Source organism: Ferruginibacter sp. (assembly GCF_049840995.1).
In the GTDB taxonomy this organism is placed as follows: domain Bacteria; phylum Bacteroidota; class Bacteroidia; order Chitinophagales; family Chitinophagaceae; genus Ferruginibacter.
The window spans coordinates 201,464-227,594 of the sequence record NZ_JASGIP010000001.1 but is presented as its reverse complement, the minus strand read 5'-3'; the positions used below and the strand labels follow the sequence as shown (position 1 = coordinate 227,594).

21 protein-coding genes are annotated in these 26,131 nt (G+C 42.6%); 9 read left to right on the top strand and 12 right to left on the bottom strand.

Annotated elements, in window-relative coordinates; translation table 11 throughout:
* Positions 1 to 212: 212 nt before the first annotated feature.
* From QM738_RS01075 to QM738_RS01065, 3 genes are all read right to left on the bottom strand, one after another.
* Positions 213 to 1,511 carry a TolC family protein gene (locus QM738_RS01075; protein ID WP_462274820.1) on the bottom strand — a complete coding sequence of 433 codons (1,299 nt, stop codon included), beginning with the start codon at positions 1,509 to 1,511 and terminating at the stop codon, positions 213 to 215.
* A 5-nt stretch (positions 1,512 to 1,516) separates the two neighbouring features.
* On the bottom strand, positions 1,517 to 4,642 hold the full coding sequence (locus QM738_RS01070) for an efflux RND transporter permease subunit (protein ID WP_462274819.1): 3,126 nt from the start codon (positions 4,640 to 4,642) through the stop codon (positions 1,517 to 1,519).
* 179 nt (positions 4,643 to 4,821) lie between these two features.
* On the bottom strand, positions 4,822 to 5,910 hold the full coding sequence (locus QM738_RS01065) for an efflux RND transporter periplasmic adaptor subunit (RefSeq protein ID WP_462274818.1): 1,089 nt from the start codon (positions 5,908 to 5,910) through the stop codon (positions 4,822 to 4,824).
* A 212-nt stretch (positions 5,911 to 6,122) separates the two neighbouring features.
* Between QM738_RS01065 and purE the strand changes: the two genes are divergently transcribed.
* From purE to QM738_RS01045, 4 genes are all read left to right on the top strand, one after another.
* On the top strand, positions 6,123 to 6,638 hold the full coding sequence (gene purE / locus QM738_RS01060; RefSeq protein ID WP_462274817.1) for a 5-(carboxyamino)imidazole ribonucleotide mutase: 516 nt from the start codon (positions 6,123 to 6,125) through the stop codon (positions 6,636 to 6,638).
* 60 nt (positions 6,639 to 6,698) lie between these two features.
* Complete coding sequence (locus tag QM738_RS01055) at positions 6,699 to 7,115, top strand: hypothetical protein (RefSeq protein WP_462274816.1); 417 nt, start codon at positions 6,699 to 6,701, stop codon at positions 7,113 to 7,115.
* Positions 7,116 to 7,150: 35 nt separating this feature from the next.
* On the top strand, positions 7,151 to 8,029 hold the full coding sequence (locus QM738_RS01050) for a hypothetical protein (RefSeq protein WP_462274815.1): 879 nt from the start codon (positions 7,151 to 7,153) through the stop codon (positions 8,027 to 8,029).
* A gap of 67 nt (positions 8,030 to 8,096) precedes the next feature.
* On the top strand, positions 8,097 to 9,884 hold the full coding sequence (locus QM738_RS01045) for a chloride channel protein (RefSeq protein ID WP_462274814.1): 1,788 nt from the start codon (positions 8,097 to 8,099) through the stop codon (positions 9,882 to 9,884).
* Between the two features lie 4 nt (positions 9,885 to 9,888).
* On the opposite strand, the gene QM738_RS01040 is transcribed toward QM738_RS01045, so the two are convergent.
* From QM738_RS01040 to rimO, 4 genes are all read right to left on the bottom strand, one after another.
* A complete protein-coding gene (locus tag QM738_RS01040) occupies positions 9,889 to 10,662 on the bottom strand; it encodes a DUF1223 domain-containing protein (RefSeq protein WP_462274813.1) in 774 nt (257 codons plus the stop codon).
* Between the two features lie 9 nt (positions 10,663 to 10,671).
* Positions 10,672 to 11,313: a peptide-methionine (S)-S-oxide reductase MsrA gene (msrA, locus tag QM738_RS01035; protein ID WP_462274812.1), complete on the bottom strand. Its 642-nt coding sequence runs from the start codon at positions 11,311 to 11,313 to the stop codon at positions 10,672 to 10,674.
* Between the two features lie 79 nt (positions 11,314 to 11,392).
* Positions 11,393 to 12,991 carry a bacillithiol biosynthesis cysteine-adding enzyme BshC gene (gene bshC / locus QM738_RS01030; protein WP_462274811.1) on the bottom strand — a complete coding sequence of 533 codons (1,599 nt, stop codon included), beginning with the start codon at positions 12,989 to 12,991 and terminating at the stop codon, positions 11,393 to 11,395.
* Positions 12,992 to 13,059: 68 nt separating this feature from the next.
* The gene (gene rimO, locus QM738_RS01025) at positions 13,060 to 14,367 is read right to left on the bottom strand and encodes a 30S ribosomal protein S12 methylthiotransferase RimO (protein WP_462274810.1); all 1,308 of its coding nucleotides are present in this window, start codon (positions 14,365 to 14,367) and stop codon (positions 13,060 to 13,062) included.
* 128 nt (positions 14,368 to 14,495) lie between these two features.
* On the opposite strand from rimO, the gene QM738_RS01020 reads away from it, so the two are divergent.
* The 3 genes from QM738_RS01020 to QM738_RS01010 all read left to right on the top strand — a co-directional run bounded on the left by QM738_RS01020 (position 14,496) and on the right by QM738_RS01010 (position 18,291).
* Positions 14,496 to 15,002, top strand: coding sequence for an RNA polymerase sigma factor (locus QM738_RS01020; RefSeq protein ID WP_462274809.1), 507 nt, complete (start codon positions 14,496 to 14,498; stop codon positions 15,000 to 15,002).
* 2 nt (positions 15,003 to 15,004) lie between these two features.
* Positions 15,005 to 15,652 carry a hypothetical protein gene (locus QM738_RS01015; protein WP_462274808.1) on the top strand — a complete coding sequence of 216 codons (648 nt, stop codon included), beginning with the start codon at positions 15,005 to 15,007 and terminating at the stop codon, positions 15,650 to 15,652.
* Positions 15,653 to 15,792: 140 nt separating this feature from the next.
* Entirely contained in the window at positions 15,793 to 18,291 is a 2,499-nt protein-coding gene (locus tag QM738_RS01010; protein ID WP_462274807.1) for an outer membrane beta-barrel protein, read from the top strand.
* 119 nt (positions 18,292 to 18,410) lie between these two features.
* Here the strand turns inward: QM738_RS01010 and ftsY are convergent, their stop codons facing one another.
* The 5 genes from ftsY to QM738_RS00985 form a co-directional block, all read right to left on the bottom strand.
* The gene (gene ftsY / locus QM738_RS01005; protein ID WP_462274806.1) at positions 18,411 to 19,379 is read right to left on the bottom strand and encodes a signal recognition particle-docking protein FtsY; all 969 of its coding nucleotides are present in this window, start codon (positions 19,377 to 19,379) and stop codon (positions 18,411 to 18,413) included.
* Between the two features lie 237 nt (positions 19,380 to 19,616).
* A complete protein-coding gene (locus QM738_RS01000) occupies positions 19,617 to 19,787 on the bottom strand; it encodes a DUF4295 domain-containing protein (RefSeq protein ID WP_462274805.1) in 171 nt (56 codons plus the stop codon).
* Between the two features lie 75 nt (positions 19,788 to 19,862).
* Positions 19,863 to 20,045, bottom strand: coding sequence for a 50S ribosomal protein L33 (gene rpmG, locus QM738_RS00995; RefSeq protein WP_462274804.1), 183 nt, complete (start codon positions 20,043 to 20,045; stop codon positions 19,863 to 19,865).
* 58 nt (positions 20,046 to 20,103) lie between these two features.
* A complete protein-coding gene (rpmB, locus tag QM738_RS00990; RefSeq protein ID WP_462274803.1) occupies positions 20,104 to 20,340 on the bottom strand; it encodes a 50S ribosomal protein L28 in 237 nt (78 codons plus the stop codon).
* Between the two features lie 204 nt (positions 20,341 to 20,544).
* Positions 20,545 to 21,441, bottom strand: coding sequence for a DMT family transporter (locus QM738_RS00985; protein ID WP_462274802.1), 897 nt, complete (start codon positions 21,439 to 21,441; stop codon positions 20,545 to 20,547).
* 248 nt (positions 21,442 to 21,689) lie between these two features.
* Here QM738_RS00985 and QM738_RS00980 point away from each other — a divergent pair, with 248 nt between their 5' ends.
* Positions 21,690 to 24,830, top strand: a complete 3,141-nt coding sequence (locus tag QM738_RS00980) for a protein O-mannosyl-transferase family (protein WP_462274801.1) — start codon at positions 21,690 to 21,692, stop codon at positions 24,828 to 24,830.
* 195 nt (positions 24,831 to 25,025) lie between these two features.
* The gene (locus tag QM738_RS00975) at positions 25,026 to 26,123 is read left to right on the top strand and encodes a vWA domain-containing protein (protein WP_462274800.1); all 1,098 of its coding nucleotides are present in this window, start codon (positions 25,026 to 25,028) and stop codon (positions 26,121 to 26,123) included.
* Positions 26,124 to 26,131: the final 8 nt, after the last annotated feature.

Here is a 26,131-nt window from a genome sequence, read left to right as displayed (position 1 = left end):
AAGGTTAATAGGGAAACACGATAGAATCCGAACAGCACCAGGCGAACCGGATAAAATCTGTGTTGAAAGTTATTACCCGGTCTGACGCCCACGTCTGACCGGGTGCTGATGATCTGACGCCCCGTCTGATCATCAGCTTTGAAGCTTCGCTACACGATCAGACGGGGCGTAAGATCGTGAGACATGGTCAGACGGGGGCGTCAGACCATGTGTTACAAACTCAGCATATTCGCCAGCCGTTTCAACTCTATCTCTGCAGCCTTGGCGGCATAATTTAAGTTCACTAAACGGTAGCCCGATTCTTCAAAACTCTGCTGTGCATTTTTAAGATCTACAATGGTGGCCACTTTTGCCTGGAAACGTTTCAACACTACATCCACCAACTTAGAAGAAACATCATAGTTTATTTTTTCTGTTTCCAGTTGTTTTAATGCTGCAGTATACGATTGAAAAGATTTGACTACCTGTGCACTGTAGTCCCGCAATAATATTTGTTTATCCAGTTCTGCATTCTTCACATTTATTTCCGCCACTTTTTGCTGTCGTTTGTAGGCAGAACCATTGTAGATCGGTATGCTGATGCCCACACCCACATAAGGACCATAACTCTGGTTCAGCAATAATTGTCCTGCTGCGGCCTGGCTGCGACTGAAGTTGAACCCCGTATTGGCCCTGATAGAAGGATAACGCAATGCTGCCGTTTCCTTTACTATAAATTCATTGATGCGTACCTGGTCATCGGCAGCCAATATATCCGCATTCTTGTTCAGGCTGTTGAGTATTGCATCCAGGCTGATCGACTGGTCCACTACAATACTATCTTCCACCGCAATGCTGCTGTCGGCTTTTAAAGTAAGCAGGCGCAGTAGTTCTGTTTTAGCCTGGTTCACGATCAGTTGCTGCGATTCTTTCGACTGCAGCAAGGTATTCAGGTCGGTTTGTGCCTGGAAGAGATCGGCATTGTTAGCAAGTCCCACATCCTGGCGAACCTTTACGATATTCAATTTCTGTTGCGCAATATCAATAGAGCGGTCGATCGTTTTCATGTAACTCTGCTGCCGCACGATATCATAATAGCCCGTCATTACATCGGCCATGATATTCTGCACCCTCGAATTCAGTTGCTGGCGGCTTTGTTTTTCCAGTTGTGCCAAGCGGCTCTTGGTAGCAATTACACGATGCCCATTGTACAACAATATGCTTCCCGCAACCCCCACTGTCAGTGCATTGGTAGAAGCGCCGTTCCTGCTGATGGTAGTACCCGTATTTAATTTTTGATTGATATTGGATACCTGTTCATTATCATTAATGGTAGTGGTAACCAACGGCAAACCTCCCGCCACACCATAGTTATTCAAAATAGTATTGGCATCAATCGTATTTTTCTGCAGCTGTATATCCAGGCTGTTCTTTAAGGAGATATTAACGGCATCGGGTAAACGCAGTACATCCTGCGCCTTATTTGTAAAAGGTATGCTCAACAAAAGAATATATAGAACGGCATGCTTCATTTTCATCACTTGATATCATTGTTATTTTGAGAACCTTCGTTGTTGTGTTCTTTATTTTCTACTTTTTCTATGATCGCTTCCATTTCCTTTTGCGCTTTGTGTTTGCTGGCAAGGAAAATATACATGGCAGGTATCACAAACAAAGTAAGGATCAATGAAAAAAGGATACCACCCACCACCACAATACCCAGCGGCACACGGCTTGCTGATGATGCTCCCAGGCTTAATGCAATCGGCAAGGCACCTAATGAGGTGGCTAAACTGGTCATTAAGATAGGACGCAAACGCTGTTCGGCAGCCATCAGTATCGCCTCTTTCTTGCTATGCCCTTCTTCCCTCTTCTTGTTGGCAAATTCCACGATCAATATACCGTTCTTCGTTACCAACCCTATCAGCATGATCATACCGATCTCTGAGAATATATTGAGCGTTTGCCCAAATAACCAAAGGCTTAACAATGCACCAGCAAATGCAAGTGGCACCGTTAATATGATGATCAGCGGATCCACAAAACTTTCAAACTGCGCTGCCAGGATCAGGTAGATCAACATTAATGCCAATGCAAAGGCGAAGGCAATATTGGAAGAACTTTCCGCATAGTCACGGGAAGGTCCGGTGAGAGATGTCTGGAAGCTTTCATCCAGTAATTTTTTGTTGATGGCGTCCATGGCTTTTACACCATCGCCAATGGTATATCCATCAGATAATGCAGCAGAAATGGTAGCCGCTTTATACCGGTTGTAGTGATACAAAGTAGCAGGGCTACTGCTTTCCACGATATTAACCACGGCGCTCACGGGTATCTGTTGCCCTTTATTATTTCGTACATACAGCTTCGTTATATCATCGGGCGCAGAGCGGTCGCTTCTTTCCACCTGTGCAATTACGGAATACTGGAAACCATTCTGTATATAGTAAGCGAGCCTGCCGCCGCTGAATGCCGATTGCAAAGCCCCGATCACATCCTGTGATGAAAGGCCAAGGTCTTTGATCTTCATCCTGTCCAGCGTCAATTCTATCTGCGGCTTATTGAATTTAAGGTTCACATCCACTGAAGAAAATGTTTTATCCTTTCTTGCTTCTTCCAAAAATTTCGGCACTATTTCCTTCAGCTTATCGATATCCTGGTTTTGCAATACATACTGTACCGGCAAACTACCTCTTGAACCGGCGCCCACCGCAATGGTTTGCTCCTGCACGGCAGATATACGGGCTTCATTAAAACGGCCCAGTTTTTTCTGCAGGTCGCTGGCGATCTCCGACTGGCTGCGGTCCCTTTCTTTAGGGTTGATCAGCCCAAGCCTGGGTTGCGTACTGTTGATGGCCTGTGCCGGTGTACGGGCAAATACAAATGCACGCTCGGGCACTGAATCGTAGAGATAGTTACTGATATTATCGGCTATCTGCTGCATTTTACTATAGCTCGTTCCCTCGGCTGCCGTTACTGTAAAGCGTACGCTGCTCCTGTCTTCCAGCGGTGCGATCTCGCTTTTTAAGTTGGAGCCGATAAAGAATATGATAGCGATACAAACCAATAAAATAACAAGCGCTGCCCATTTTATTTTTAAGAATCCTCCTAACCAGCGTTTGTAACCATTTTCCATCCCGGTAAAGAATGGTTCCGTCTTCATATAGAATTTTCCATGGCCCGCGGTCTTACGGCTTAATACCACATTTAGTACAGGCGTAATAGTGAGTGATACAAAGGCTGATATCAATACCGCCGCTGCCAGCGTTACCCCAAACTCTCTGAATAATCGTCCTATAAAACCTTCCAGGAATATTACCGGTAAAAAAACGATGGCCAGTGTGATAGAAGTGGAAATTACAGCAAAGAAGATCTCTTTACTTCCTTCAACAGCCGCCTGTCGTATAGGCATGCCTTTTTCAAATTTGCTGAAGATATTCTCCGTTACCACAATACCATCATCCACCACCAGCCCTGTGGCCAGTACAATACCCAGCAAAGTCAATATATTAATGGAAAAGCCTGCCACATACATGATGAAGAAAGTGGCCACCAGTGAAATGGGAATATCTATCAGTGGACGAATGGCGATCAGCCAGTCGCGGAAAAAGAAGAAGATCACCAATACCACCAGCGCAAACGAGATCATCAGCGTTTCTTCCACTTCCTCGATCGATTTGCGGATATTGGTGGTATTATCCAGCAATACGTTCATTTCAATATCCGACTTATTGGCTTTTTTGATCGTTTCCAGTTTCTTATAAAAATCATTGGCGATCTGGATATTGTTGGCGCCCGGTTGCGGTATCAATACAATACCCACGGCGTTCACACCATTGTATTTCCACGCCTGTTCCAGCGTTTCAGGGCCTATCTCTACTCTTGCCACATCACTCAGTCTTATGATCCCGGTGCTATCTTCTTTAATAATCAGGTTCTGAAAATCTTTTTCTGTACTCAGTCTTCCCAAAGTTTTAATGGTCAACTCTGTATTGTTACCATAGATCTTGCCTGGCGGCAGATCGATATTTTCGTTATTCAGTGAAGTGCGTATATCCGAGAACGTTACACTTCTTGCATTCATTTTATCCGGGTCTATCCAGATACGCATGGCATACCGCTTTTGCCCAAATATATTCACCGAACTTACCTGGTTGATGGTCTGGAACTGTTGCTGCAACACGTTCTCCGCATAATCACTCAATTCAAGCAAACCCTTGGTACGGCTTTGCACCGCCAGTATCAAAATGAAATCACTGTTCGCATCCGACTTGGTTACTACAGGCGGCGCATCAATATCCTGTGGTAAGGATCGGCTGGCCTGGCTTACTTTATCCCTTACATCACTGGCAGCAGCTTCCAGGTCCACCCCCAGTTCAAACTCTACTGAAATATTACTATTGCCCAGGCTACTGGAAGAAGTGATCGTTTTAATACCCGGTATACCATTGATCTGTTTTTCTAATGGCTCCGTGATCTGGCTTTCTATCAGGTCGGGATTGGCGCCGGTATAAGATGTGCTTACGTTAATGATCGCAGGGTCAATGGCCGGATAATCACGTACAGCCAGGAAGGTATAGCCTACCACCCCAAACAAAATGATCATCAGGTTCATTACCGTGGCAAACACGGGTCGCTTCAACGAAAATTCAGAAATATTCATGCACTTGAACGGGGTCTGTTTTAAAATTTTGCTGATCCACTACGTGGATCGCTTTGAACACTGATTACACGAATTTTACGGATCACACGAAGTTCATTAAGTTCTTTTCCCATTCCTTCATTATTCGTGCAATTAGTGTAACCTGTCTGCCGACAGGCAGGTTCACATAATTCGTGTTATTAATTGCCCTCTGCTGTTTTATTAAGATCGGCCAGCTTTTTTACGCTGCGTACTTTTACGGCGCCTTTAGGCCTTGCAAATAATACACCGGTCACTACAATAGAATCGCCGACATTCAATCCCTTGGTTATTTCAACTGTGTTGGCTTCCCTTACACCGGTCTCTACATTTACAAAATTTGCTTTGCCGTTCTTTACCACCACTACCTGGTTGTTCTTATCATCCGGTATCATGCAATTGGTAGGTATTTTTATAGACGACCTGTTATTACCTGCATCTACAAACACTTTTACAAATGCACCCGGGTTGGAAGCGCCTTCTTTCAACACCGCCCTCACTTTCAAATTACGGGTATCGGTGTTGGCGCCCGGTTCCACGGCGGTGATCATTGCTTTGGATCTTTTTGTTGTTGCACCATCGAGTTCCACATCCACCAGTGCACCTACTTTAATAGCATTACCATAAGTATCCGGTAAGGTGAAATCTATTTTTACTTCGTTGGTTTGCTGCAAGGTGGCAATTACGGTTGCCGGTGTTACATAAGCGCCGGGACTCACCTGCCTTAAACCTGCCACACCACTGAAAGGCGCCCTGATTACTGTTTTGTCAATCAAAGCCTGTGTGTAAGCAATATCCGCTTTGTAGCCATTCACCTGGTTTACTACGGCATCGTAGTCAGCCTGGTTAATACCATTGATATCGAGTAATGGTTTATAACGTTCAATTGTTTTTTCGGCCAATTCCAGTTGCACCTTGCTCTTACCGATCTGTGCACGCAGGTCTGCATCGTTGATCCTTGCAACAACTGTACCCTGCCCGATATTCTTTCCTTCAGGAAAATTAAGGTAAGTAAGTCTGCCGCTTACCTCCGGGTGCAGTTCCACAAATTCCTTGGCAATAACGGTACCATTGGCTTCAATCACATTGGTGATAGGTTGCGCTTCGCCGATGATCACATCAACTACTACAGGAGCATTTTGTTTGGGGGCAGCTTTGTCATCTGTTTTTTTACTTTTGCAGGCAGTAAGAAGGGTTGCAAAAAATAAGCCTTTAAAAAAAATGGTAACTGGTTTTTTGAGCCGCTGCATCTTGATTTGTTATAAAATAAAAAGAGAGGTCAAATATAAGTAGTTTTTTGCCTTAACGCCTTATCAAATTGCATGTTTGCTGGTTATCTAAAAGTTAATACAGCACAAATTTTCATTGGTATTAAAACGAAATTAAAACGCTGTTAAGCAGCCATTAAAAGAAGCGATGAGGGTTGCTGTTTTTTTCTTTTCTTTGCTAAAATTTTAAAAACATGACACCACTTGTAGGAATAATAATGGGCAGCGAAAGCGACCTGGATATAATGAAAGGTGCTGCAGAAATGCTGCGCCAGTTTGAAGTAGAACCGGAGCTGACCATTGTATCGGCACACCGCACTCCTGAACGTTTAAGGGAATACGCCAGCAAGGCAAAAGAACGCGGTATCAAAGTGATCATTTGTGGTGCAGGTGGTGCTGCGCATTTACCCGGCATGGTGGCCGCCAATACCATATTGCCTGTAATTGGCGTACCGGTAAAATCCAGTAACAGCATTGATGGCTGGGATTCTGTATTATCCATTCTTCAGATGCCTTATGGTGTACCCGTTGCAACCGTTGCACTCAACGGCGCCAAGAACGCAGGTATTCTAGCCGCACAGATACTGGCCTTACACGATACTTCCATTGCCGGTAAACTGGAAGCCTACAAAGAATACCAGGATGATATTGTAATGGAAAGCGTGAAGAATGTAAAAGGTATGGGATTTAGAAATGAATTTGACAGGTAATACAGGTCTAGGGTAAATTGTCATTCAAATAATTCACGTCGATTAGTATATAATTTTAGCATGGACATTTGGCATATTGAAAGTAAAGTATGGCCAACCATACGTGTCTGGCGTATTGATAACGAAAATTTTCAGGTAATAGAAAAAGGATCTGTTGCGCCTATATTAACTAATCCCAATTATTCCCTTATTGATCAAAAATATGCTGCGCTAATGAAAAAGCTTAGTACCCAGGTTTCTTTTCATAGCGTAAAAGTTTTTGATTTTGTTCTTAAAACTGAATATGATAATTATATTGAGTTAAAAGTTGAAAATTCAATTAGTCCAGACAACATACATGATAAGAACAGTGAAGGTTTAAAGGCATGGCAGTTTAATGGCGAAATTTTTGTTTCAGGAGAATTAAAAAATGAATTTCTCCAACTCAGTCCGGATGATTTTACATTTAATCGTGGCTTCCAGTTTTTTGGGGCATGATTGTTCTTTTGATAACGGAAAGAATTTACAGGTCAATGAATAAATTAGTCGCAACTATATTGATATTACTTGTATTGCAGTCGCAAGCCCAAACCTCGTCCCCACCGAGGATATTCCGTATCACTTCTTCTTATACCTCTTTTCCTGATACCGGCAGAATCAACGGGCATGTATATGACAAAGTATTATACACAGCAGCAGAACATTATTCTGATAGCAGCGTGATGATCGTTGTACCACCTTATTTAAAAGCCGATGAAAAAGTAGATGTTGTAGTATGGTTCCATGGCTGGTGGAATAATATTGATTCCGTGCCGGTACAGTTTGATATCATCCAACAATTTTTAAAAGCCGGCACCAATGCCATACTGGTGCTGCCCGAAACTACCAAGAACGCACCCGATAGTTATGGCGGTAAATTGGAACAACAGCATACTTTTAAATTTTTGCTCAGTGATGTACTCGATAAGCTAAAGAAAGAAAAGATCATTGCCAAAAGGACTGCTGTTGGTAATGTAGTACTGGCCGGCCACAGCGGCGCTTTTCGTGTAATGGCGCATATTTTACAGAATGGCAATGTTGAAATAAAACAAACGATCCTGTTTGATGCCTTGTACAGCCAGGTAGATAAATTCACTGACTGGATCAATGCCGAGAACACTCACCAGTTCATTAATATCTACACGGATAGTGGCGGCACAGCAGCTGTATCTACTGCAATGATGCACCTGTTGAAAGAAAAAAACATAGCTTTCATTCATGCCCAGGAAAAAGAAGTGACTCGAAAATTATTGCAGTCCAACCGGGTCGTTTTCATTCACACATTGAAAGAACACAATGATATAATGAACCGGCCGGATAACAATTTTCAGTTATATCTTGAAAACAGCCATATCCTGCAATCTATACACTGATCCTTACCCTGTAAAGCAAAACCTGCCTATCTTTGCCCTCCTGAATTTTTGAACAAAACCTTGGCTATTGAAAAGTGTAAAGAGACTTTATTCCAATGTCATCAGTTTTTTACGCACCAGGCTCAGCAGGGTGCAGTATATAATGCTGATAGCCACGCTTACCGGGTTTGCATCGGGCATGGTGGCCGTGTTGCTTAAATCGGTGGTGCACCTGATACAGCATGGTATAAAAGAAATACCGGTTACCCGTTTTGCTTACTTACTATTTCCTGCTATCGGTTTATTGCTGACCGTTTTCATCATCCGTCATTTCTTTGGAGGCGAAATTGAAAAAGGCATTGCCATGGTGCTCAGGGCTATTGCACGTAAAGCTTCTTTTATTCCTATCAGGCATACTTATCTTCATGTAATAACCAGTTCTATAACTGTAGGGCTGGGTGGTTCTGTAGGACTGGAAGCGCCCATTGTTGCAACCGGCTCTGCAGTGGGTTCTAACCTTGCCAGGATCAGCGATCTCAATTACCAGGAAAGAAGCCTGCTGATCGCCTGCGGCGCTGCTGCCGGTATTGCGGCAGTATTCAATGCACCTATTGCCGGTGTTATTTTTGCCATCGAAGTATTACTGGCAGAAACGATCGTAAGTTATTTTATCCCGATCATCATTTCTTCCGTTGCCGGTGTATTGTGTTCAAAGATCATATTACACGAAGATTCGCTTTTCAATTTTGTACTGAAACAGAATTTTAATTACAAGAACGTTCCTTATTACGTTTTACTGGGCGTGATGGCCGGATTCGTTTCCTTGTATTATGCCCGCATGTTCAAGGCAACTGAAAAACGCATCCATCACTGGAAAATGAATGCCTATCTAAAAGCAATCATCGGTGGCTTATTATTGCTGGCCATTTATTTTGTATTGCCGCCATTATTCGGTGAAGGATATGGCAGTGTAAAACTGGTGGCCGACGGTACACTCACCACTTTTACTGATAATACTACGTTGCTTGCAAAACTGGGCGATCACTGGGGCATCATTGCTTTTACAGCATTGATATTTTTACTGAAGCCGATCGCGGCAGGTATCACCATTGGCAGTGGTGGTAATGGCGGCAATTTTGCCCCTTCTTTATTTTGCGGCGCTTACCTGGGATTTTTCTTTTCCAAATTGCTGAACAGTATTTCCTGGATAAAGATTCCCGAAGGTAATTTCAGCCTGATCGGTATGGCCGGTGTACTGAGTGGTGTAATGTATTGCCCGCTTACAGCTATCTTCTTAATAGCAGAGATCACCAATGGTTATGGTTTATTTATTCCGCTGATGATCGTTTCTTCCATCTCCTTTTTCCTGGTAAAGATGTATGAGCCATTCTCAATGGAAACAAAGAAGCTGGCTATGGAAGGACAGATATTCACGCAGAAAAAAGAAAAGAATATCTTAACCTCTATCAGCCTGGATGATATGCTGCAGGATAATTATGAAAGCATCGGCATTGATAAAAAGCTGGCGCAGCTGGTGGAAATGATCAAGAAAAGTGATAAAAATATTTTTGCAGTGACCGACCGCAATGATCGTTTTGCGGGCATCATTGAGTTAAACGATATCAAGCAGAAACTCTTTCACCAGGATATGTTTGATAAGATCACCGTTAAGTCGATGATGAAAAAACCGGCAGCTGTTTTAATGAACGACCAGGACATGCACTCTGTAATGGAAAAATTCGACGTTACGCAAAGCTGGTATCTTCCGGTATTAAATAAAGAGCGCAAGTTTTTAGGATTTATCTCCAAAGGAAAATTATTCAATAAATACAGGGAGATCCTTGCATCACAGGGTGATCTGTATGATGCACAATAAGCGGCTAATTCATCTTTGCCATTGCAGCCCCTACGATCTTTTGGTCTTTATCTTTTTGAATAAAGGCAATAACAGATAGATTTTCTTTTGCCGGAAGATCAGTTCCGGTAAATTCCATTGTTCCGGAACTTGCTGCATTTTTTGTACTGAACTTACGTACTACATTTTCATTGATCAATGTTTGACCACCGTTCTCCCCTCTTTTCACTGCCGTGGTTTCTTTTAAAGATACCAGTGCAATATGGATCTTACTGCCTGCAACGTCTCCGTCAACAGCATACTGCACCTGTATGGTCTTATCATCTTTATACGCTGTAGTTAAACTATTGAACTGAACAGCGGCTTTTGTATTCAATGCGGTGGTCAAAGCCTTGTCCAATGCATTTTTATCCGACCCAACAAATTCTTTACTGCCATTAACGATCATCTGTGGCGTATAAGCGCCTTCAAGCCCCAATGTATTGATGTAATTATTTTGTCGTGCAGAATAATCTTTATTGCTGAAAGGATCGGTCCAGCCCAAACGGTTCCAGTAATCCACATGAAAAGACAGTGCAAATATTTTTTTATTGTTTGTAGTAGCATCGGCAATGGTTTCGGCCAGCAACGCATCTGCAGGTGGACAACTGGAACAGCCCTGAGAAGTAAATAATTCTATTACAGCAACCGGTTCAAAGGCAGCGTTGTTGATGGATTGCTCTGCCGGTTTCTTTTTAAAACTGCAGGCAAATACAATGAATGCCGTTACAATAAAAGCGCTGAAAATTTTAAATCTCATACAGCTGTTTTAATTTTTAAAATTGCCTTTGAACTCTTTTCTGAATCTTTCAAAATCGGGTATCGATACATGCGCCACATAAGGATTATCAGGATGGTTGGCAATATATTCCTGGTGATACGCTTCTGCAGGATAAAAATTGGTAAACGGCACTACCTGTGTCACGATCTTATCCTTGTATTTCTTTTCGTCCGTCAGTTTTTTTATGGCTGCCTCTATTACCTGTTTCTCCTTTTCATTGTTGTAAAAGGCCGCCGAACGGTATTGCGTTCCTATATCATTTCCCTGTCCGTTCAGCTGTGTAGGGTCTTGGCTGGCAAAGAATGCATTTACCAGTGTTTCGTAAGATATTTTCGTTGAATCATAATGCACCTGCACCGCTTCTGCATGGCCGGTGCTGCCGCTGCAAACAGTTTCATAATCGGGGTTGGCAACCGTACCGCCTGCATATCCCGATACGGCATCCCTTACACCCACCAGGCTTTGAAACACAATTTCCGAATGCCAGAAACAACCTTCAGCAAAAGTGGCCACTTTTTCATTAACGGGTTGGGTGGCTGCGGCAACCGGTATGGTTACAGGTTTATTGCTTTTGGTATCCTCGCAGGAAGTAAAAAAAAGCAGTATTGCAATGACCATTACATTTTTCATACGCATCATTTCAGGTATGTACAAAAAAAATGCCCGGAAGGATTTAATACAGCGCAGTAAAATTGTTAATTAATATTTGTCAGGCTTCTTCCAGTATCACAAACTGCTGCTCCAGCCCCAGGGAATGTTGATAAAGCGCCTCAATAAAACTACTGCCCCATTTGGCATACAGCGGAATAAGATTCTCCGTACGTTCCTGCAAACTGTTATTCGGGAACAGTACTGCTTTTAATTTATGCAACTGGCGTTGCTCCGCTTCAAATTTTTTCTTTTCAGCCTTCAGCATTTTCTTTTCCAGCAAAGCAATTCGTTTCATCGCTTTTACTTTCAATGCTTCAGTATGTTTCACCAGCGTATTGTCTACTGCGCCGGAAATAGTTTTTAATTTTTCGTACATGCCTTCCATCGCTTCCTGCTCCTGCCCCAGCCCCAGTTGCAATGCACTTTCCCTTTTTACAAATTCATTCAGCAATTGCTGTTCGCTTGTAAAAAGATCATGGATAGAGAAGCCCAGTTTTTTTGCTTTATTGCTATATTCTTTTTCTACAATTAAAAAAGAATTACGCAATACCAACATGGGGTAAGGCACCTGCACTGCTTCAAAAACTTTTTTCAATTCCAGCCAGTAAGCTATCTCTCCACCACCGCCGATAAACGCAATATTGGGCAGTATCATTTCCTGGAAAACAGGGCGCAGTATTACATTGGCGCTGAAACGTTCGGGATAAGTATTTAATTCAGTAAGTATCTCTTCTTTTGTAAAACTGGTGGCTGTATCATGAACTTTGTACTTCGCATCATCTAATTCTATCCTGTCCCTTCTGTCATCTTTCAGGTAGAAAAAATTCAATTCACGTCCGCTCGCCTGCAGTTTATATTCCTTTGGAAATGTAGCAGCCGTCGCTTCCACCGCTTTGTGCGAAAATCCTTCATTCAGCTCTTTCTCTACCACAGGGATATACAACCTTTTTAATGCCGCGTTATCAGGCAATAATATCAGTAAGCCGTATTCTTTAAATAATTCATTCACCAGTTGTAAAGTGGCCTGTTCGATAGTAACGCCTTCCTTGTAACATGCTTTTATAAGATCAATTATGGCAGCACCATGCGTATGTACCAATGCCTGTCCTGCAACAGCGTCCGCCAGTTTTACCAGCTCTTTATCCACGATCATCCTGCCCACAGCGCCGGTTTGCTTTGTCTTCCATTCGTATTTTACTCCATTCACAAAAATATGCCCCAGTTCATCCAGGTCGGCGTCTTCGCTGCCCATATAGTACACCGGTACAAAATCATTTTCAGGAATTTCCTTTTTAAAAGTTTCCGCAAGCTTTATGGCGTGCAGTATCTTGTAAATAAAATATAAGGGGCCTGTAAAAATATTGGGTTGGTGTGCGGTTGTAATGGTAAAACAGTTATCATTACTCAACTGCTCAATATTCAATTTTTGTTTGGGAGACAATGAAAAACCTGCATATTGTTTTTCTAAAACTTCGGTGAGTACTTTCCGGTTGGTGGGATATTTTTTTCTTTCCTCAATGGCAGCTTTAATACCCTTGATATTTACAGCATGTGTATAAAAAGGTTGGAGTGCCTCATTACCCGAAATATAATCCGCTGCTATCTTCGAAAAAAAACCTGTATTGCTGTAAGAGATTGTTTGGGCAATGCTGTCCATTGTATCAAATCATTTTTAAACTGCGTTACCAGTAAGCACTTCTGTTTTACAAAAACAAATATAACATATTACACCACTTCCCCTTCAATATCATAATCATAAGCCTTTGTTATTTTCACCTGTACAAAATCGCCAATGATCAATTTTTTATTGCTGTGTATGATCACTTCATTATCCACTTCCACACTGTCAAATTCTGTGCGGCCTAAATACCTGCCGGCTTCTTTTTTATCGATCAGTACTTTAAAGGTCTTACCCACTTTCTCCATATTTTTTTCCAGCGATATTTCCTGCTGCACTTCCATTATTTCCTGCGCCCTTTCTTCTTTTTCTTCTGCCGGCACATCATCCACCAGGTCGTGTGCACTGGTACCTTCTTCATGACTGTAGGTAAAGATACCCACCCTGTCAAAACGCATTTTTTGCAAAAAGGTTTTCAGTTCTTCCACATCATCCCTTGTTTCACCGGGAAAACCTGCAATTAAAGTCGTGCGCAAACAGATATCCGGTATTTTATTTCTTATCGCTCCTACCAGGTCTTCCATTTCTTCCCTTGTTATCTGGCGCTTCATCGCTTTGAGCATATTATTAGCTGCATGCTGCAATGGCATATCAATATAGTTGCAGATATTTTCCCTTTCCTTTATCGCATCAATGATCTCCAGCGGAAATTTAGATGGATAAGCATAATGCAGCCGTATCCATTCCAAACCTTTTACATCCGCCAGTGCATGCAGTAATTTAGGCAGCTCTCTTTTTTTGTAAATATCCAGTCCGTAATAAGTTAATTCCTGCGCTATCAGCATTACTTCTTTTACACCACGGTCCACCAGTCTTTTAGCCTCATCCACCAACGATTCAATAGGCCTGCTTACATGCTGCCCACGCATTAATGGAATGGCGCAGAAAGAACAGGTACGGTTGCAACCTTCACTGATCTTCATATACGCATAATGCTGCGGCGTATACAACAAACGTTCACCAATAAGATCCGATTTATAATCCGCATTGAACTGCTTCAACATGCCCTGCAATTCCATCGTACCAAAAAATGCATCCACTTCGGGTATCTCCTCTTCCAGGTTATTTTTATAGCGTTCGCTCAGGCAGCCGGTAACATACACTTTATCCAGCTTGCCCCGTTTTTTCAGCTCCACCTGGTCTAAAATTGTACTGATGCTCTCTTCCTTGGCTTTTTCAATAAAACCACAGGTATTCACGATCACAATGTTGTGGTCTTTCTTCGTATTTTCATGCACCACGTCAATATCATTGGCTATCAGCTGGCCGCTAAGTACCTCACTGTCAACCATATTCTTGCTGCAGCCCAGTGTAATGATATTTACCTTATCCTTCCGGAGTGTTTTTGTCTTCATAATAATAAGGCGCAAAGTTAAGCCTTTAATAAAACAGTTTTTCTGCCTAAATTTAAAAAAAGCGCATCCGGCTGTGATTTTAACGGCATCGCAACGAATAATGTAATAAAGCAATTATTCAACCACCCATGGCATCCAGTAATAACGCAGCAACTTTTTTAACACTTACCGAAGAGAACCGGGGGATCATTTTCAAGGTCTGCAACATTTATTGTAAGGATAAACAGCATCAGCAGGACCTGGAGCAGGAGATCATTTACCAGCTCTGGCGCTCCTATCCACAGTTTAATCCACAGTTTAAATTCACCACCTGGATGTACCGGGTGGCATTGAATGTGGCTATTTCATTTTACAGGAAAAACAAACATAGCAATGATATCATTTCTATTTCTACTGACCATGAAGAGGTAGAAGATAACACCAGCGATCATTTACAAAAAGAACAAAACATACAGCTGCTTTATCGCTTTATTGATGGATTGCAGGAACTCGACAAAGCCCTCATGCTGTTGTACCTGGAAGAAAAAAGTTACAGCGAAATAGCGGAAGTACTGGGTATTTCCGAAACGAATGTAGCCACCAAGATCAGCCGCATCAAACAAAAATTAAAACAACATTCAACCACGTTAAAATAATTATGATGGAAAACATTTCATTGACCGAATTATGGAAAGCGCAGAACGCCAAGCTGGAAAGGTCGCTGCAACTGAATCTTTTTTTACTGAACAGCCTGCAAAAAGATAAAGCAAAAAGCAAACTGGATAAACTGGCAAGATTCAAATCTTTTGCTGTTGTACTCGGTGTGATATGGGGTGCATTTTTAGGCGTACTGATTTATGGTAACCAGTTCAGCAATCTTTATTTTGAAGTATCTGTCATCATCATTTTCCTGTTCAATTTGTATGCCTGCATTGCTTATATAAGGCAGATCCATTTTATTAAAAAACTGGATTACAGCGACAGTGTGCTCAACACGCAAAAAAAACTGGCCTCCTTACAGGTATCCACCATCAATACCACCGGCGTCCTGATGCTGCAACTGCCTTTTTATACCACCTGGTTCTATACCCACGAACAGGTACTGCATGACCACCGTTTTCAATTGATCTCTTTTACCAGCACTTTTATTTTTGCGTTGATAGGGATATGGCTTTACCGCAATATCCATTCAAAGAACATCCATAAAAAATGGCTCCGCAGTTTTATGAACGTAGGGCCGGAATACAGCTCCATTACCGAAGCCAGGGATTTTTTATCGGAAATTGAAGCATTTCAGTCGGCCTGATACAGCCCAAAACGCTTAAAACCCGGCTTTTATAAGCCATTTTACCATTCATCCCGCAAAAAGTATAATTCATGCATTATTGTTTAACCCCTCTGCCGCTTTTGAGTTAAATTTGCGGCGAAATATTAAAGTATATCACCATGAAACTAAAACAACTACTGCTTATTGCAGCCGTCACTCTATTAACAGCTTTCCATTCAAAAGCTCAGACTCTTTCAAAAATAACCGGCCAGGTAAAAGACAATTCAGGCAAAGGCATTGGCGCCGCTACGGTTGTTTTGCACAATGCCAAAGATTCTTCCTTATCGAAGACCGCGGTTTCCAACAGCAGCGGCGATTATGAGCTGGTGTCGGTTAAACCCGGCCGCTATTTTATCCGCACTACCGCTACCGGTATGCAGCGTGCCGCTTCGGCCGTATTTGAAGTAAAGGAAAACGAGAACACGACCGTGCCAGCCATTACAATGACCGCAGCACCAAAAGTATTACAGGGCGTTACAGTTACCAGCCAGAAACCTATCGTGGAAGTAAAGGCCGATAAAATGATCGTGAATGTAGAAGGTACTATCAACGCTGTTGGTAATGATGGTTTGGAACTATTAAGAAAATCACCCGGCGTAATGATCGATAAGGATGATAATATCAGCCTTTCCGGTAAGAACGGCGTACAGATCTATATTGATGGCAAACCAAGTCCATTATCCGGTTCTGATCTGGCGGCTTATTTAAAATCATTACAGTCTTCGCAGATCGAATCAATTGAACTGATCACCAACCCTTCTGCAAAATATGAAGCAGCAGGTAATGCCGGTATCATCAATATCAAACTGAAAAAAGACAAAACGATTGGTACCAACGGAAGTGTGAATGCAGGATACAATATCGGCACTTATGCAAAATACAATGGCGGTATCTCCCTCAATCACCGTAATAAAAAAATGAACCTGTTTGGTAGCTACAATTACAACCAGGGTTTGAACGAAAGTAATTTCTCTTTATACAGGATACAGGGCGATACGATATTCGATCAGAAAAGCCGCATTGCACAGAAAAATAAATACGGTCATAATTTTAAGACCGGTGTGGATTTCTTTATCAATAAAAAGAGCACTTTCGGAATAGTGGTGAATGGCAATGTTGCTTCCAGCGATATTGTAACAGAAGGCCCGATGAAGATCATTTACAAACCAACGGGAGCGGTTAACCGCTTATTGCTGGCCAATGGCGATAACGACACTAAGCGCAGCAACGTAAATTTCAACATGAACTACCGTTATGCAGTTACCGGCGGTTCAGAACTGAACCTGGATGCAGATTATGGTTTCTTCGATCTGCGTACGCACCAGCTGCAGCCAAATGATTATTATGATGGTGTTACCAATGCCAAACTGAACAGCAATACTTACCGTACTGTATCGCCTACCAATATTGACATTTTTGCCCTGAAAGGTGATTATGAACAAAACTTTAAAAAAGGCCGCCTGGGTTATGGTGGTAAGATAGGTTATGTAAGTACGGACAATGATTTTGTGCGCTGGAATATTATCAATGCCAATCCGGAAGTGTATGATACTACCTCCAGCAACAGGTTCCGTTACAAGGAGAATATCAATGCGGGTTATGTGAATTTTAACAAGGCTTATAAAGGTTTTTTCATACAGGTAGGTTTGCGTGTAGAGAATACCTCATCAAAAGGAAGAACAACAGGGTTTAAGAACATAGCGGCCCCCAATGCAAAGCCGGTATATGTTCCGCTGGATACTACTGTAGACAGGAATTATACTGATTTCTTCCCCAGTGGTGCGATCACTTTCAACAAGAACCCGATGAAGCAGTTTGGTTTCACGTTCAGCCGCCGTATAGACAGGCCGGCTTACCAGGACCTGAACCCATTCGAGTTCAAGATCAATGACTATACTTACATGAAGGGTAACACGCAGTTAAGGCCGCAGTATACCAATAGTGTTGGTTTTACTTACACTTACAAATACAGGCTGAACACCGCGTTGAACTACAGCCATGTTAAAGATATTTTTGCGCAGATACCGGATACACTGGGTTCTAAAAGTTATTTGACCAAAAAGAACCTGGCAACACAGGATATCGTGAGCCTGAATGTGAGCTATCCATTCCAAAAAAAATGGTATAGCTTTTTTGCCAACCTCAACAGCTATTACTCCAAATACAAAGCTGATTATGGTGGCGGCGACCGCAAAATCAACCTGGATGTAGTGGCAGTTAGTTTCTTTATGCAGAACTCTTTCAACCTGGGTAAAGGATACAAGGCAGAGCTGAGTGGCTTTTACAACTCTCCTGCTGTGTACCAGGGTACTATCAAAGCACGTGCACTGTACAGTGTAGATGGAGGTATTCAAAAAACGATCTTAAAGGGTATGGGTAACCTGAAAGCTTCTGTAAGTGATATGTTCAGGCTGATGCGCTTTAAAGGAACACTGGATTATACCGGCCAGCACAGCGATGTACTGGCACGTTGGGAAAGCCGCCAGTTCAAACTCAACTTCTCTTACCGCTTTGGTAACAGCCAGGTAAAAGCGGCCCGCCAGCGTAAAGAAGCCGTTGAAGAAGAGAACAAACGCTCGCAGAGCAGTGGTGGTGGAATGGGTGTTGGAGGAAATTAATTTTTAAAATAACATCAATAAGAAAGCCGCTTTATTTTAAAGCGGCTTTTTACTTATTTAAAATATTTTTATTAGAGAATGAAAAAAGGGCGTTTCTTATCTGCGTATACTCATTAATGTTATGCCACCCCGCTAAATAACCCATCCACAAATACCTGCTTATCGAACACCAAAAGATCTTCTGCCTTCTCACCTACGCCAATAAATTTTACCGGTATTTTAAATTGACTTGCAATAGCCAGTACCACGCCGCCTTTTGCCGTGCCATCCAGTTTGGTAATGGTGAGGGCGCTTACATCGGTAGCGGCAGTAAAATGTTTGGCCTGTTCCAGTGCATTCTGCCCGGTGCTGCCATCCAGTACCAGCATCACTTCGTGCGGTGCATCGGGTATCACTTTCTGGATCACCTTTTTAATTTTAGAAAGTTCATCCATCAAATGGATCTTATTGTGCAGGCGGCCGGCCGTATCAATAATGATCACGTCCATATTTTTTGCCACGCCGCTCTTTACCGTATCAAATGCCACAGAAGCAGGGTCGCTGCCCATTTCTTTTTTTACAATATCCACACCGGTACGCTGGCTCCAGATAGTCAACTGGTCTACCGCTGCCGCCCGGAAGGTATCTGCAGCGCCCAGTAATACGGATTTACCCGCTCTTGAAAAATTATGCGCCAGTTTACCAATGGTGGTCGTTTTGCCCACACCGTTCACACCTACCACCAGTATCACATGCGGTTTGTGCCCTGCAGGCAATTCATAATTCTCATAATTGGTATCCTGCGGCGCTGCCACTAAAATGTGCTGCACTTCTTCTTTCAATATTTTATTCAGCTCAGATGTGTTGAGGTATTTATCTTTTGCCACTCTTTTTTCTATGTTCTCAATGATCTTCACCGTGGTCTCAATACCCACATCGGCGCTTACCAGTGCATCTTCCAGGTTATCCAGTACCTCTGTATCCACTGTACTTTTACCGGCAATAGCCTTGGTGATCTTACTGAAAAATCCCTCCTTTGTTTTCTGCAATCCCTGCTCTAAACTTTCCTGCTGTTGTTTTTTACCAAAGAGTTTATCGAAAAGTCCCATAAATATGTATCATTAATGTCAACTGTAAAATTAAAGCATTTAAACGAAGCCTGTTTAAAGTACTCCTTCGGAGCATTTAGGTTGGCCACGGATTACACTAATTTTCACGGATCGTTTTACTTGATGGGCATTTATCAGTGTAAATCCGTGTAATCCGTGGCTAATGTTCTGTAGCGTGTTTAAATAAAGAAAGCCTCCCTGTATGGGAAGCTTTAAAAATATATTGTACGTCAAAGATTAGTTAGCTAAAAATTCTTTCAGCTTGTCTTTGTGAACGATCTGTTCTTTAAAAGTATAGGCACCAGTTTTTGGGCTGCGTACAGAACGGATCACTTTGGTCCAGTTCTTTGCGTCTGCTGCTGCTTTGGTATCCTTGATCTTAGCGTTCTTTGATGCTGCTTTTGCCATGGTAGTATGTTTATTGGTTAACTGGTCAACTCGTGCAAACGGATTAACTAATTAACGGATTAACTAATTAATTGTTTACTTGATTTCTTTGTGAACAGTCACTTTTTTAAGAATAGGGTTGAATTTCTTCAGCTCCATCCTTTCAGGGGTGTTCTTTTTGTTTTTGGTAGTGATATAACGGCTTGTGCCAGGTTGACCACTTGTTTTATGCTCGGTACACTCTAAAATTACCTGTACCCTGTTGCCTTTCTTTGCCATTGTTGTATTGTTTATTGGTTAACTGGTTAATTCGTACTAACCATTAACTGATTGACGTTTAGATTTTTTCTCCTGCAGCACGCAATTGCTTTACTACAGACATTAAACCGTTTTTGTTGATCGTTCTGATAGCTTCAGAAGATACTTTTAAAACAACCCATTTATCTTCTTCTGCAAGAAAATAACGTTTGGTCTGCAGGTTAGGTAAAAACCTGCGTTTTGTTTTAATATTTGAGTGAGAAACCTTATTTCCTGTGATCGGCTTCTTTCCTGTTACCTGACATACTCTGGCCATTGTACTAATTTTTTGGACGGCAAAGGTACAATTAAAAATGGATTTTTGACACTTAACGCAGATTAATTTTTCAATTATACCTTAAAAATACCCACATATCAACCAAAACTGTTGATAAGCCGGTGGCGGAATATCCCTGCAAAGGTACGACTTTACTGCCTGTATATATCTATTAAATTGATTTTCAGCTATTAATACCGCATATCAGTTGTTGGCAGCTATACTGTTTGCCTTTTTACTTTGATAATACACCCTGCACATCTGTAAAATAACGGCCAGTAATATCAGCCCCACTCCAATATAAAACTGGCTGTGCAGCATCCGGTTCTCCTTAAAAAATATAAAGGCCATGATGATGCCATACACGGGTTCCAGGTTGTAACTGAGGTTGGCGGTAAAGGCTGAGATCTTCTTCAAAGCATTCAACTGCAGGTCAAAACTGAGTACGGTGCAGGCCCAGGCCAGTATCAGCAACCAGCCCCAGTCGCTGGCGGTGGGCAGGTAATAAGTTGCCGGAAATTGGAGTAAGTAAAGCGGCACCAGTACGGTCAGGGCTATCAGCCCGCCGCCCAGTTCGTATAGGGTCACCGTTTCGGGGGTAAAACGCTGTACAAATTCTTTATTAAAAATGGGGAACAAGGCGCTGCCCAATGCACATAAAATTCCAAAGGCAATGCCCAGTTTGTATTGCGGGTGAAAATCGAAAATGATATAGATGCCGAGTATGGCTAAAAGACCCAGCAGTACTTCTATCCACACAAAGGGCTTTTTCAACAATAAAGGTTCCAGCAAGGCGGTAAAGAAACCGGTGGCGCTAAAGCAAACCAATGCTACCGCAACATTGGCATATTTTACGCTGCCGTAAAATGTTACCCAGTGCAATGCAATGATGGTACCCACGCCCAGGAATTTCAACGCATCTTTTGTACTGACCTTTACCAGTTTTTTCTTAAAATAAAAGAGTACCAATAATGTTACCACCGTAATTAAAAGCCGGTACCATACCAATATTCCTTCATTCAATTTGATCAGCTTGCCGAGTATGGCAGTAAAGCCAGCCAGGAAAACAGCAGTATGTAATTGAATAAGGGCTTTTTTCATTGCCGCAAAGATAGAGTTAGTACGGAGTACAAAGTGCAGATGGTACGGAGTACAGATAGTACAGAGTACAAAGTATAGAGTTCTCTAACCACCTGCGCCACGCATTGTACTCTGTACTCTCAACTCTGCACTTTGAACTTTGAACTCTGTACTGCATACTTGAAACCAAAAAATTTATAAATAATGCTGAGTGGCAGAACTCTAAGCAGTAAACACATTATATTTGCCAACCTATAACCAATAACTATATGAGTTTTAAACGAATTAACAACATTACCGGCTGGCTTGTATGCATTGTTGCATGTGCGGTGTATATCATGACGATGGAAGCTACCGGAAGCCTTTGGGATTGCGGCGAATTTGCATCCAGTGCCTATAAACTACAGATTCCGCATCCGCCGGGGGCGCCTTTATTTGCCCTGATCGGCCGCCTGTTCATGGCGCCGTTTGGCCCTCACAGTGCTGCCACAGGTATCAACCTGATGAGTGCGCTGGCGAGCGGTTTCACTATTTTATTCCTTTTCTGGAGCATCACACACTTTGCACGCAAGATCGTAACCAAGGACAGCGCCGAGCTGACCAGTGAAAAGATCTTTGGTATCATGGCTGCCGGTGTGGTGGGTGCTTTGGCTTATACATTCTCTGATTCTTTCTGGTACAGCGCTGTTGAAGGCGAGGTTTATGCCATGTCATCTTTCTTTACCGCCATTGTATTCTGGGCCATATTAAAATGGGAACAGAATGTTACGGAAGAAGAAGAAGTGGGTATCAAGGGGCATTTTACAAGGGCCGATAGATGGATCATATTATTGTTCTTCCTGGTGGGCTTAGGCGTAGGTGTGCATTTATTAATGATATTGACCATTCCTGCTATTGTGATGATCTATTATTATAAACGCTACAAAGTAACCAACTGGGGCGTGTTCTGGGCATTTGCCATTGGTTGTGTACTGACGGGTGTAGCACAGATCGTGGTGATACAATGGATGATCAAGGGCGCCGGTAAATTCGATATCTTATTTGTAAATAGTTTCGGCATGCCCTACTTCTCGGGTTTTGCCTTCTTCTTTGTACTTATTGCAGCCCTGGTTTTCATCGGCATGCGTGTTTCCAAAAAGAACAACTGGAATTTTTTAAGACTGGGCTTATGGAGTTTCAGCTTTATGATACTGGGTTGCTTCTCCTCTTATTTTACTACTATGGTAAGGAGCAGCGCCGATCCTTCGGTGGATATGTACAATGTGGACAATCCTGTAAGTTTGGTGGGCTATTTAAGCCGTGAGCAATATGGCGACTGGCCTATTTTATACGGGCAGGATTTTACCGCCTCCCCTTCTGATACCAAGGTTACAGAAACCTATGTAAAAAGTAATGGCCGTTACGAAAAGAACGGCAGGAAAATAGAGTACGTGTATGCACCGGGCGATATGCACCTGTTCCCCCGCATGTGGGACCAGAGCAACGACCAGGGCCATGCTGATTACTATGCCAACTGGATGGGTCTTGACCAGAACCCTGATGGCAGTTATAAAAAAGGACCCAATGGTGGTTATATGCGCAATGGCTCCGAAGAAGATGCAAAACCAACCATGGCAGAAAATATTGGATTTGCTTTCAGTTACCAGTTAGGCTGGATGTACCTGCGTTATTTTATGTGGAATTTTGCAGGTAAGCAAAACGATCTCCAGGGTGTGTATATGGGTAATGTGCGGGATGGTAACTGGAAGACCGGCATTGGTCTCTGGGATAATGCAAGGCTGGGCGACCAGAGTACTTTGCCAGATAGTATCAAGCACAATAAAGCTAACAACAGTCTTTTTGCATTACCGCTGATACTGGGTATACTCGGTTTGGTATACCAGGCAAGGAAAGACAAGCGGGATGCATTTGTAGTAACCCTGTTATTTATACTTACAGGTGCTGCGATCGTGTTCTACCTGAACCAGGCGGGTAACCAGCCCCGTGAGAGGGATTATGCATTCGTAGGTTCTTTCTATGCCTTTGCAATATGGATAGGGCTTGGTGTTCTGTATGTAAAAGAACTCATTGCCAAATTAACCAAAAATGCAACCACCGGTGGTTATATAGCAGCAGCATTGTGTATGCTGGCAGTGCCCATTTTAATGGCCAGCCAGGAATGGGACGACCATGACCGCAGCCATAAAACAATGGCAAGGGATCTTGCGATCGATTACCTGCAGAGTTGCGATAAGAATGCAGTGGTGATATCCTTTGGTGATAACGATACTTACCCGCTGTGGTATGCACAGGAAGTAGAAGGTATACGCCCGGATATCCGTGTGATCAACTCCAGCTTATTGGGTACCGACTGGTATATTAACCAGCTGCGTTATAAAGTAAACGACAGCGATCCGATCGATCCGATATGGACCGCTGCACAGATAGAAGGTTCTAACAGGGATATTATTTATTATGCTCCAAGGCCGGGTATCGATCCTAACAAGCCAATGGATCTGTACACGATGATGAAAGATTATGCAGGAAGCGATGATCCTTCTAAAATGGAACAGGGAAGAGACGGCACTCCGCTCAATGTGTATCCTACTAAAAAAGTAACGATACCGGTTGATATTGCTTTTGTAAAAGCCAATCATACCGTGAACGAAAAAGACAGCGTGGTACCGGAAGTTTCTTTTGAAATTCCTAAGAATGTGATATTCAAAAACGATGCTGCAGTGCTGAATATCATTGCAGCCAATAAATGGAAACGCCCGATATACTTCACTTCGCCACAGGCTGCCGATATTGGTATCGACAGTTATGTGCGCCAGGATGGTCTTACCTACCGCTTTGTACCGGTGGTTAACAGCCAGGTAAATAATGAGTGGGTATATGATAAGATGATGAAGGAGTTCAAATTCGGTAATGCCAATGTAATGGGTGTTTATTTTGACGAAGAGAACCGCAGGCACCTGAACAGCATCCGCCTGGCTTATGCGCAGGCCGCGGCCAGTCTTGCTGATAACGGGGAGAAAGATAAAGCGAAACAGATGCTGCACAAATGCGATGAAATGATGCTGGATGAGAACTTCCCTTACGGCATGGTAAGCAGGGGTCAGCAGCACAACTATTTCTCTATACAAATGCTGATGGCGGCTTACAAAGCAGGCGATACAGCGTTGGCAGATAAGATCAGCAGGTCGGTGAAGAAAGACCTGGAGCAGCAGATGACCTATCTCACCAACCTGAGCGACAGCAAGCAGGAAGCCATGCAATCGGAAATATACAGTGTGCAGCGCACACAGCGTTTCCTGATGCAGGTGGAAACACAGTTTAAGAATCCTCTGCCGCCAGCGATCGAGAATGCCGGTCCAACAAATACGGCGCCGGTAGCACCCAAACCAAAGGATACCGCACCAAAAAAATAAAGAGTATATAAATGATCCCCTGGCAACAGGGGATTTTTTTTGTAAATGAACAAAATGCTGTGCCGGTTGTTTTGTAATTTAGCAGGGCGTATAAGTTCCGGTACATTCAATCCGGCTGGCTTACAATAAAGATCTTACCCGGTCATCCCCTCATTTGCAGTATATTACATTAAAAGTTGTTTAAACATTGACCTGATGAATTTATTCCATTTTTCAAAATATGATCCCAACGAACAAGGCAAATCTCCTTTTGAGCAATTGCTGGATCTTTTTTTACAATTGCTCACCTATACCAATGGCGATTTTAATGAAGCCATGCAGTGGATGAATGAGCTGGATAAAGAATACAAACTCACCAACAACGATTATGGCATCGGCGATTTTTTGGAAGACCTGAAAGAAAAAGGATACATTGATGAAAAAAGGGAGAACGGCGAGATACATATTACGCCGAAAACAGAACAGGGCATCCGCAAAAAAAGTTTAGAAGAGATATTCGGCAAACTGAAAAAAACAAAGCAGGGCAATCATAATACTTTTAAACCCGGTGGTGGCGATGAGATCAACCCGGAAACAAGGCCCTTCCAGTTTGGTGATACGATGGAACAGATCGATTTTACCAATTCCATCCGTAATGCACAGATCAATCATGGTATCGACAGCTTCAGGATGCACGAAGACGACCTGGAGATAAGGGAGACCGATTTTAAATCGCAGACTTCCACGGTGCTGATGATCGATATCAGTCATAGTATGATATTGTATGGCGAAGACAGGATTACACCTGCTAAAAAAGTAGCTATGGCGCTGAGCGAACTGATCAAAACAAAATACCCTAAGGACACTTTGGATATTGTGGTGTTTGGCAACGATGCATGGCCTATTGAAATAAAGGACCTTCCTTATTTGCAGGTGGGGCCTTATCATACAAACACCGTGGCTGGGCTGGAGCTGGCCATGGATATTTTAAGAAGAAGGCGCAATCCCAATAAACAGATATTCATGATCACCGATGGTAAGCCTACCTGCTTAAAGATCGGTGCCAAATATTATAAGAACAGCTGGGGTGTGGACAGGAAGATATTGAACCGTTGTATGAGCCTTGCCACGCAGTGCAAAAAATTAAAGATACCGATCATTACGTTTATGATCGCCAGTGATCCTTACCTGCAAAAATTTGTGCAGGAGTTCACTGAATGCAATAATGGTAAAGCATTTTTTGCAGCATTGGATAAACTGGGAGCATTCATATTCAAGGATTTTGAAAGTGGTAAGCGGAAGACGGTGTACTAAAAGATGCT

Coding starts and splice junctions, on each gene's coding strand:
- rimO (WP_462274810.1), bottom strand. CDS start 14,367: ATGAAGACAAAAACACTCCGGAAGGATAAGGTAAATATCATTACACTG.
- QM738_RS01010 (WP_462274807.1), top strand. CDS start 15,793: ATGAAACTAAAACAACTACTGCTTATTGCAGCCGTCACTCTATTAACA.
- ftsY (WP_462274806.1), bottom strand. CDS start 19,379: ATGGGACTTTTCGATAAACTCTTTGGTAAAAAACAACAGCAGGAAAGT.
- QM738_RS00975 (WP_462274800.1), top strand. CDS start 25,026: ATGAATTTATTCCATTTTTCAAAATATGATCCCAACGAACAAGGCAAA.
- QM738_RS01050 (WP_462274815.1), top strand. CDS start 7,151: ATGAATAAATTAGTCGCAACTATATTGATATTACTTGTATTGCAGTCG.
- QM738_RS01020 (WP_462274809.1), top strand. CDS start 14,496: ATGGCATCCAGTAATAACGCAGCAACTTTTTTAACACTTACCGAAGAG.
- QM738_RS00980 (WP_462274801.1), top strand. CDS start 21,690: ATGAGTTTTAAACGAATTAACAACATTACCGGCTGGCTTGTATGCATT.
- QM738_RS01040 (WP_462274813.1), bottom strand. CDS start 10,662: ATGAGATTTAAAATTTTCAGCGCTTTTATTGTAACGGCATTCATTGTA.
- msrA (WP_462274812.1), bottom strand. CDS start 11,313: ATGAAAAATGTAATGGTCATTGCAATACTGCTTTTTTTTACTTCCTGC.
- QM738_RS01055 (WP_462274816.1), top strand. CDS start 6,699: ATGGACATTTGGCATATTGAAAGTAAAGTATGGCCAACCATACGTGTC.
- QM738_RS01070 (WP_462274819.1), bottom strand. CDS start 4,642: ATGAATATTTCTGAATTTTCGTTGAAGCGACCCGTGTTTGCCACGGTA.
- purE (WP_462274817.1), top strand. CDS start 6,123: ATGACACCACTTGTAGGAATAATAATGGGCAGCGAAAGCGACCTGGAT.
- QM738_RS01015 (WP_462274808.1), top strand. CDS start 15,005: ATGATGGAAAACATTTCATTGACCGAATTATGGAAAGCGCAGAACGCC.
- rpmB (WP_462274803.1), bottom strand. CDS start 20,340: ATGGCCAGAGTATGTCAGGTAACAGGAAAGAAGCCGATCACAGGAAAT.
- QM738_RS01075 (WP_462274820.1), bottom strand. CDS start 1,511: ATGAAGCATGCCGTTCTATATATTCTTTTGTTGAGCATACCTTTTACA.
- bshC (WP_462274811.1), bottom strand. CDS start 12,991: ATGGACAGCATTGCCCAAACAATCTCTTACAGCAATACAGGTTTTTTT.
- QM738_RS00985 (WP_462274802.1), bottom strand. CDS start 21,441: ATGAAAAAAGCCCTTATTCAATTACATACTGCTGTTTTCCTGGCTGGC.
- QM738_RS01000 (WP_462274805.1), bottom strand. CDS start 19,787: ATGGCAAAAGCAGCATCAAAGAACGCTAAGATCAAGGATACCAAAGCA.
- rpmG (WP_462274804.1), bottom strand. CDS start 20,045: ATGGCAAAGAAAGGCAACAGGGTACAGGTAATTTTAGAGTGTACCGAG.
- QM738_RS01065 (WP_462274818.1), bottom strand. CDS start 5,910: ATGCAGCGGCTCAAAAAACCAGTTACCATTTTTTTTAAAGGCTTATTT.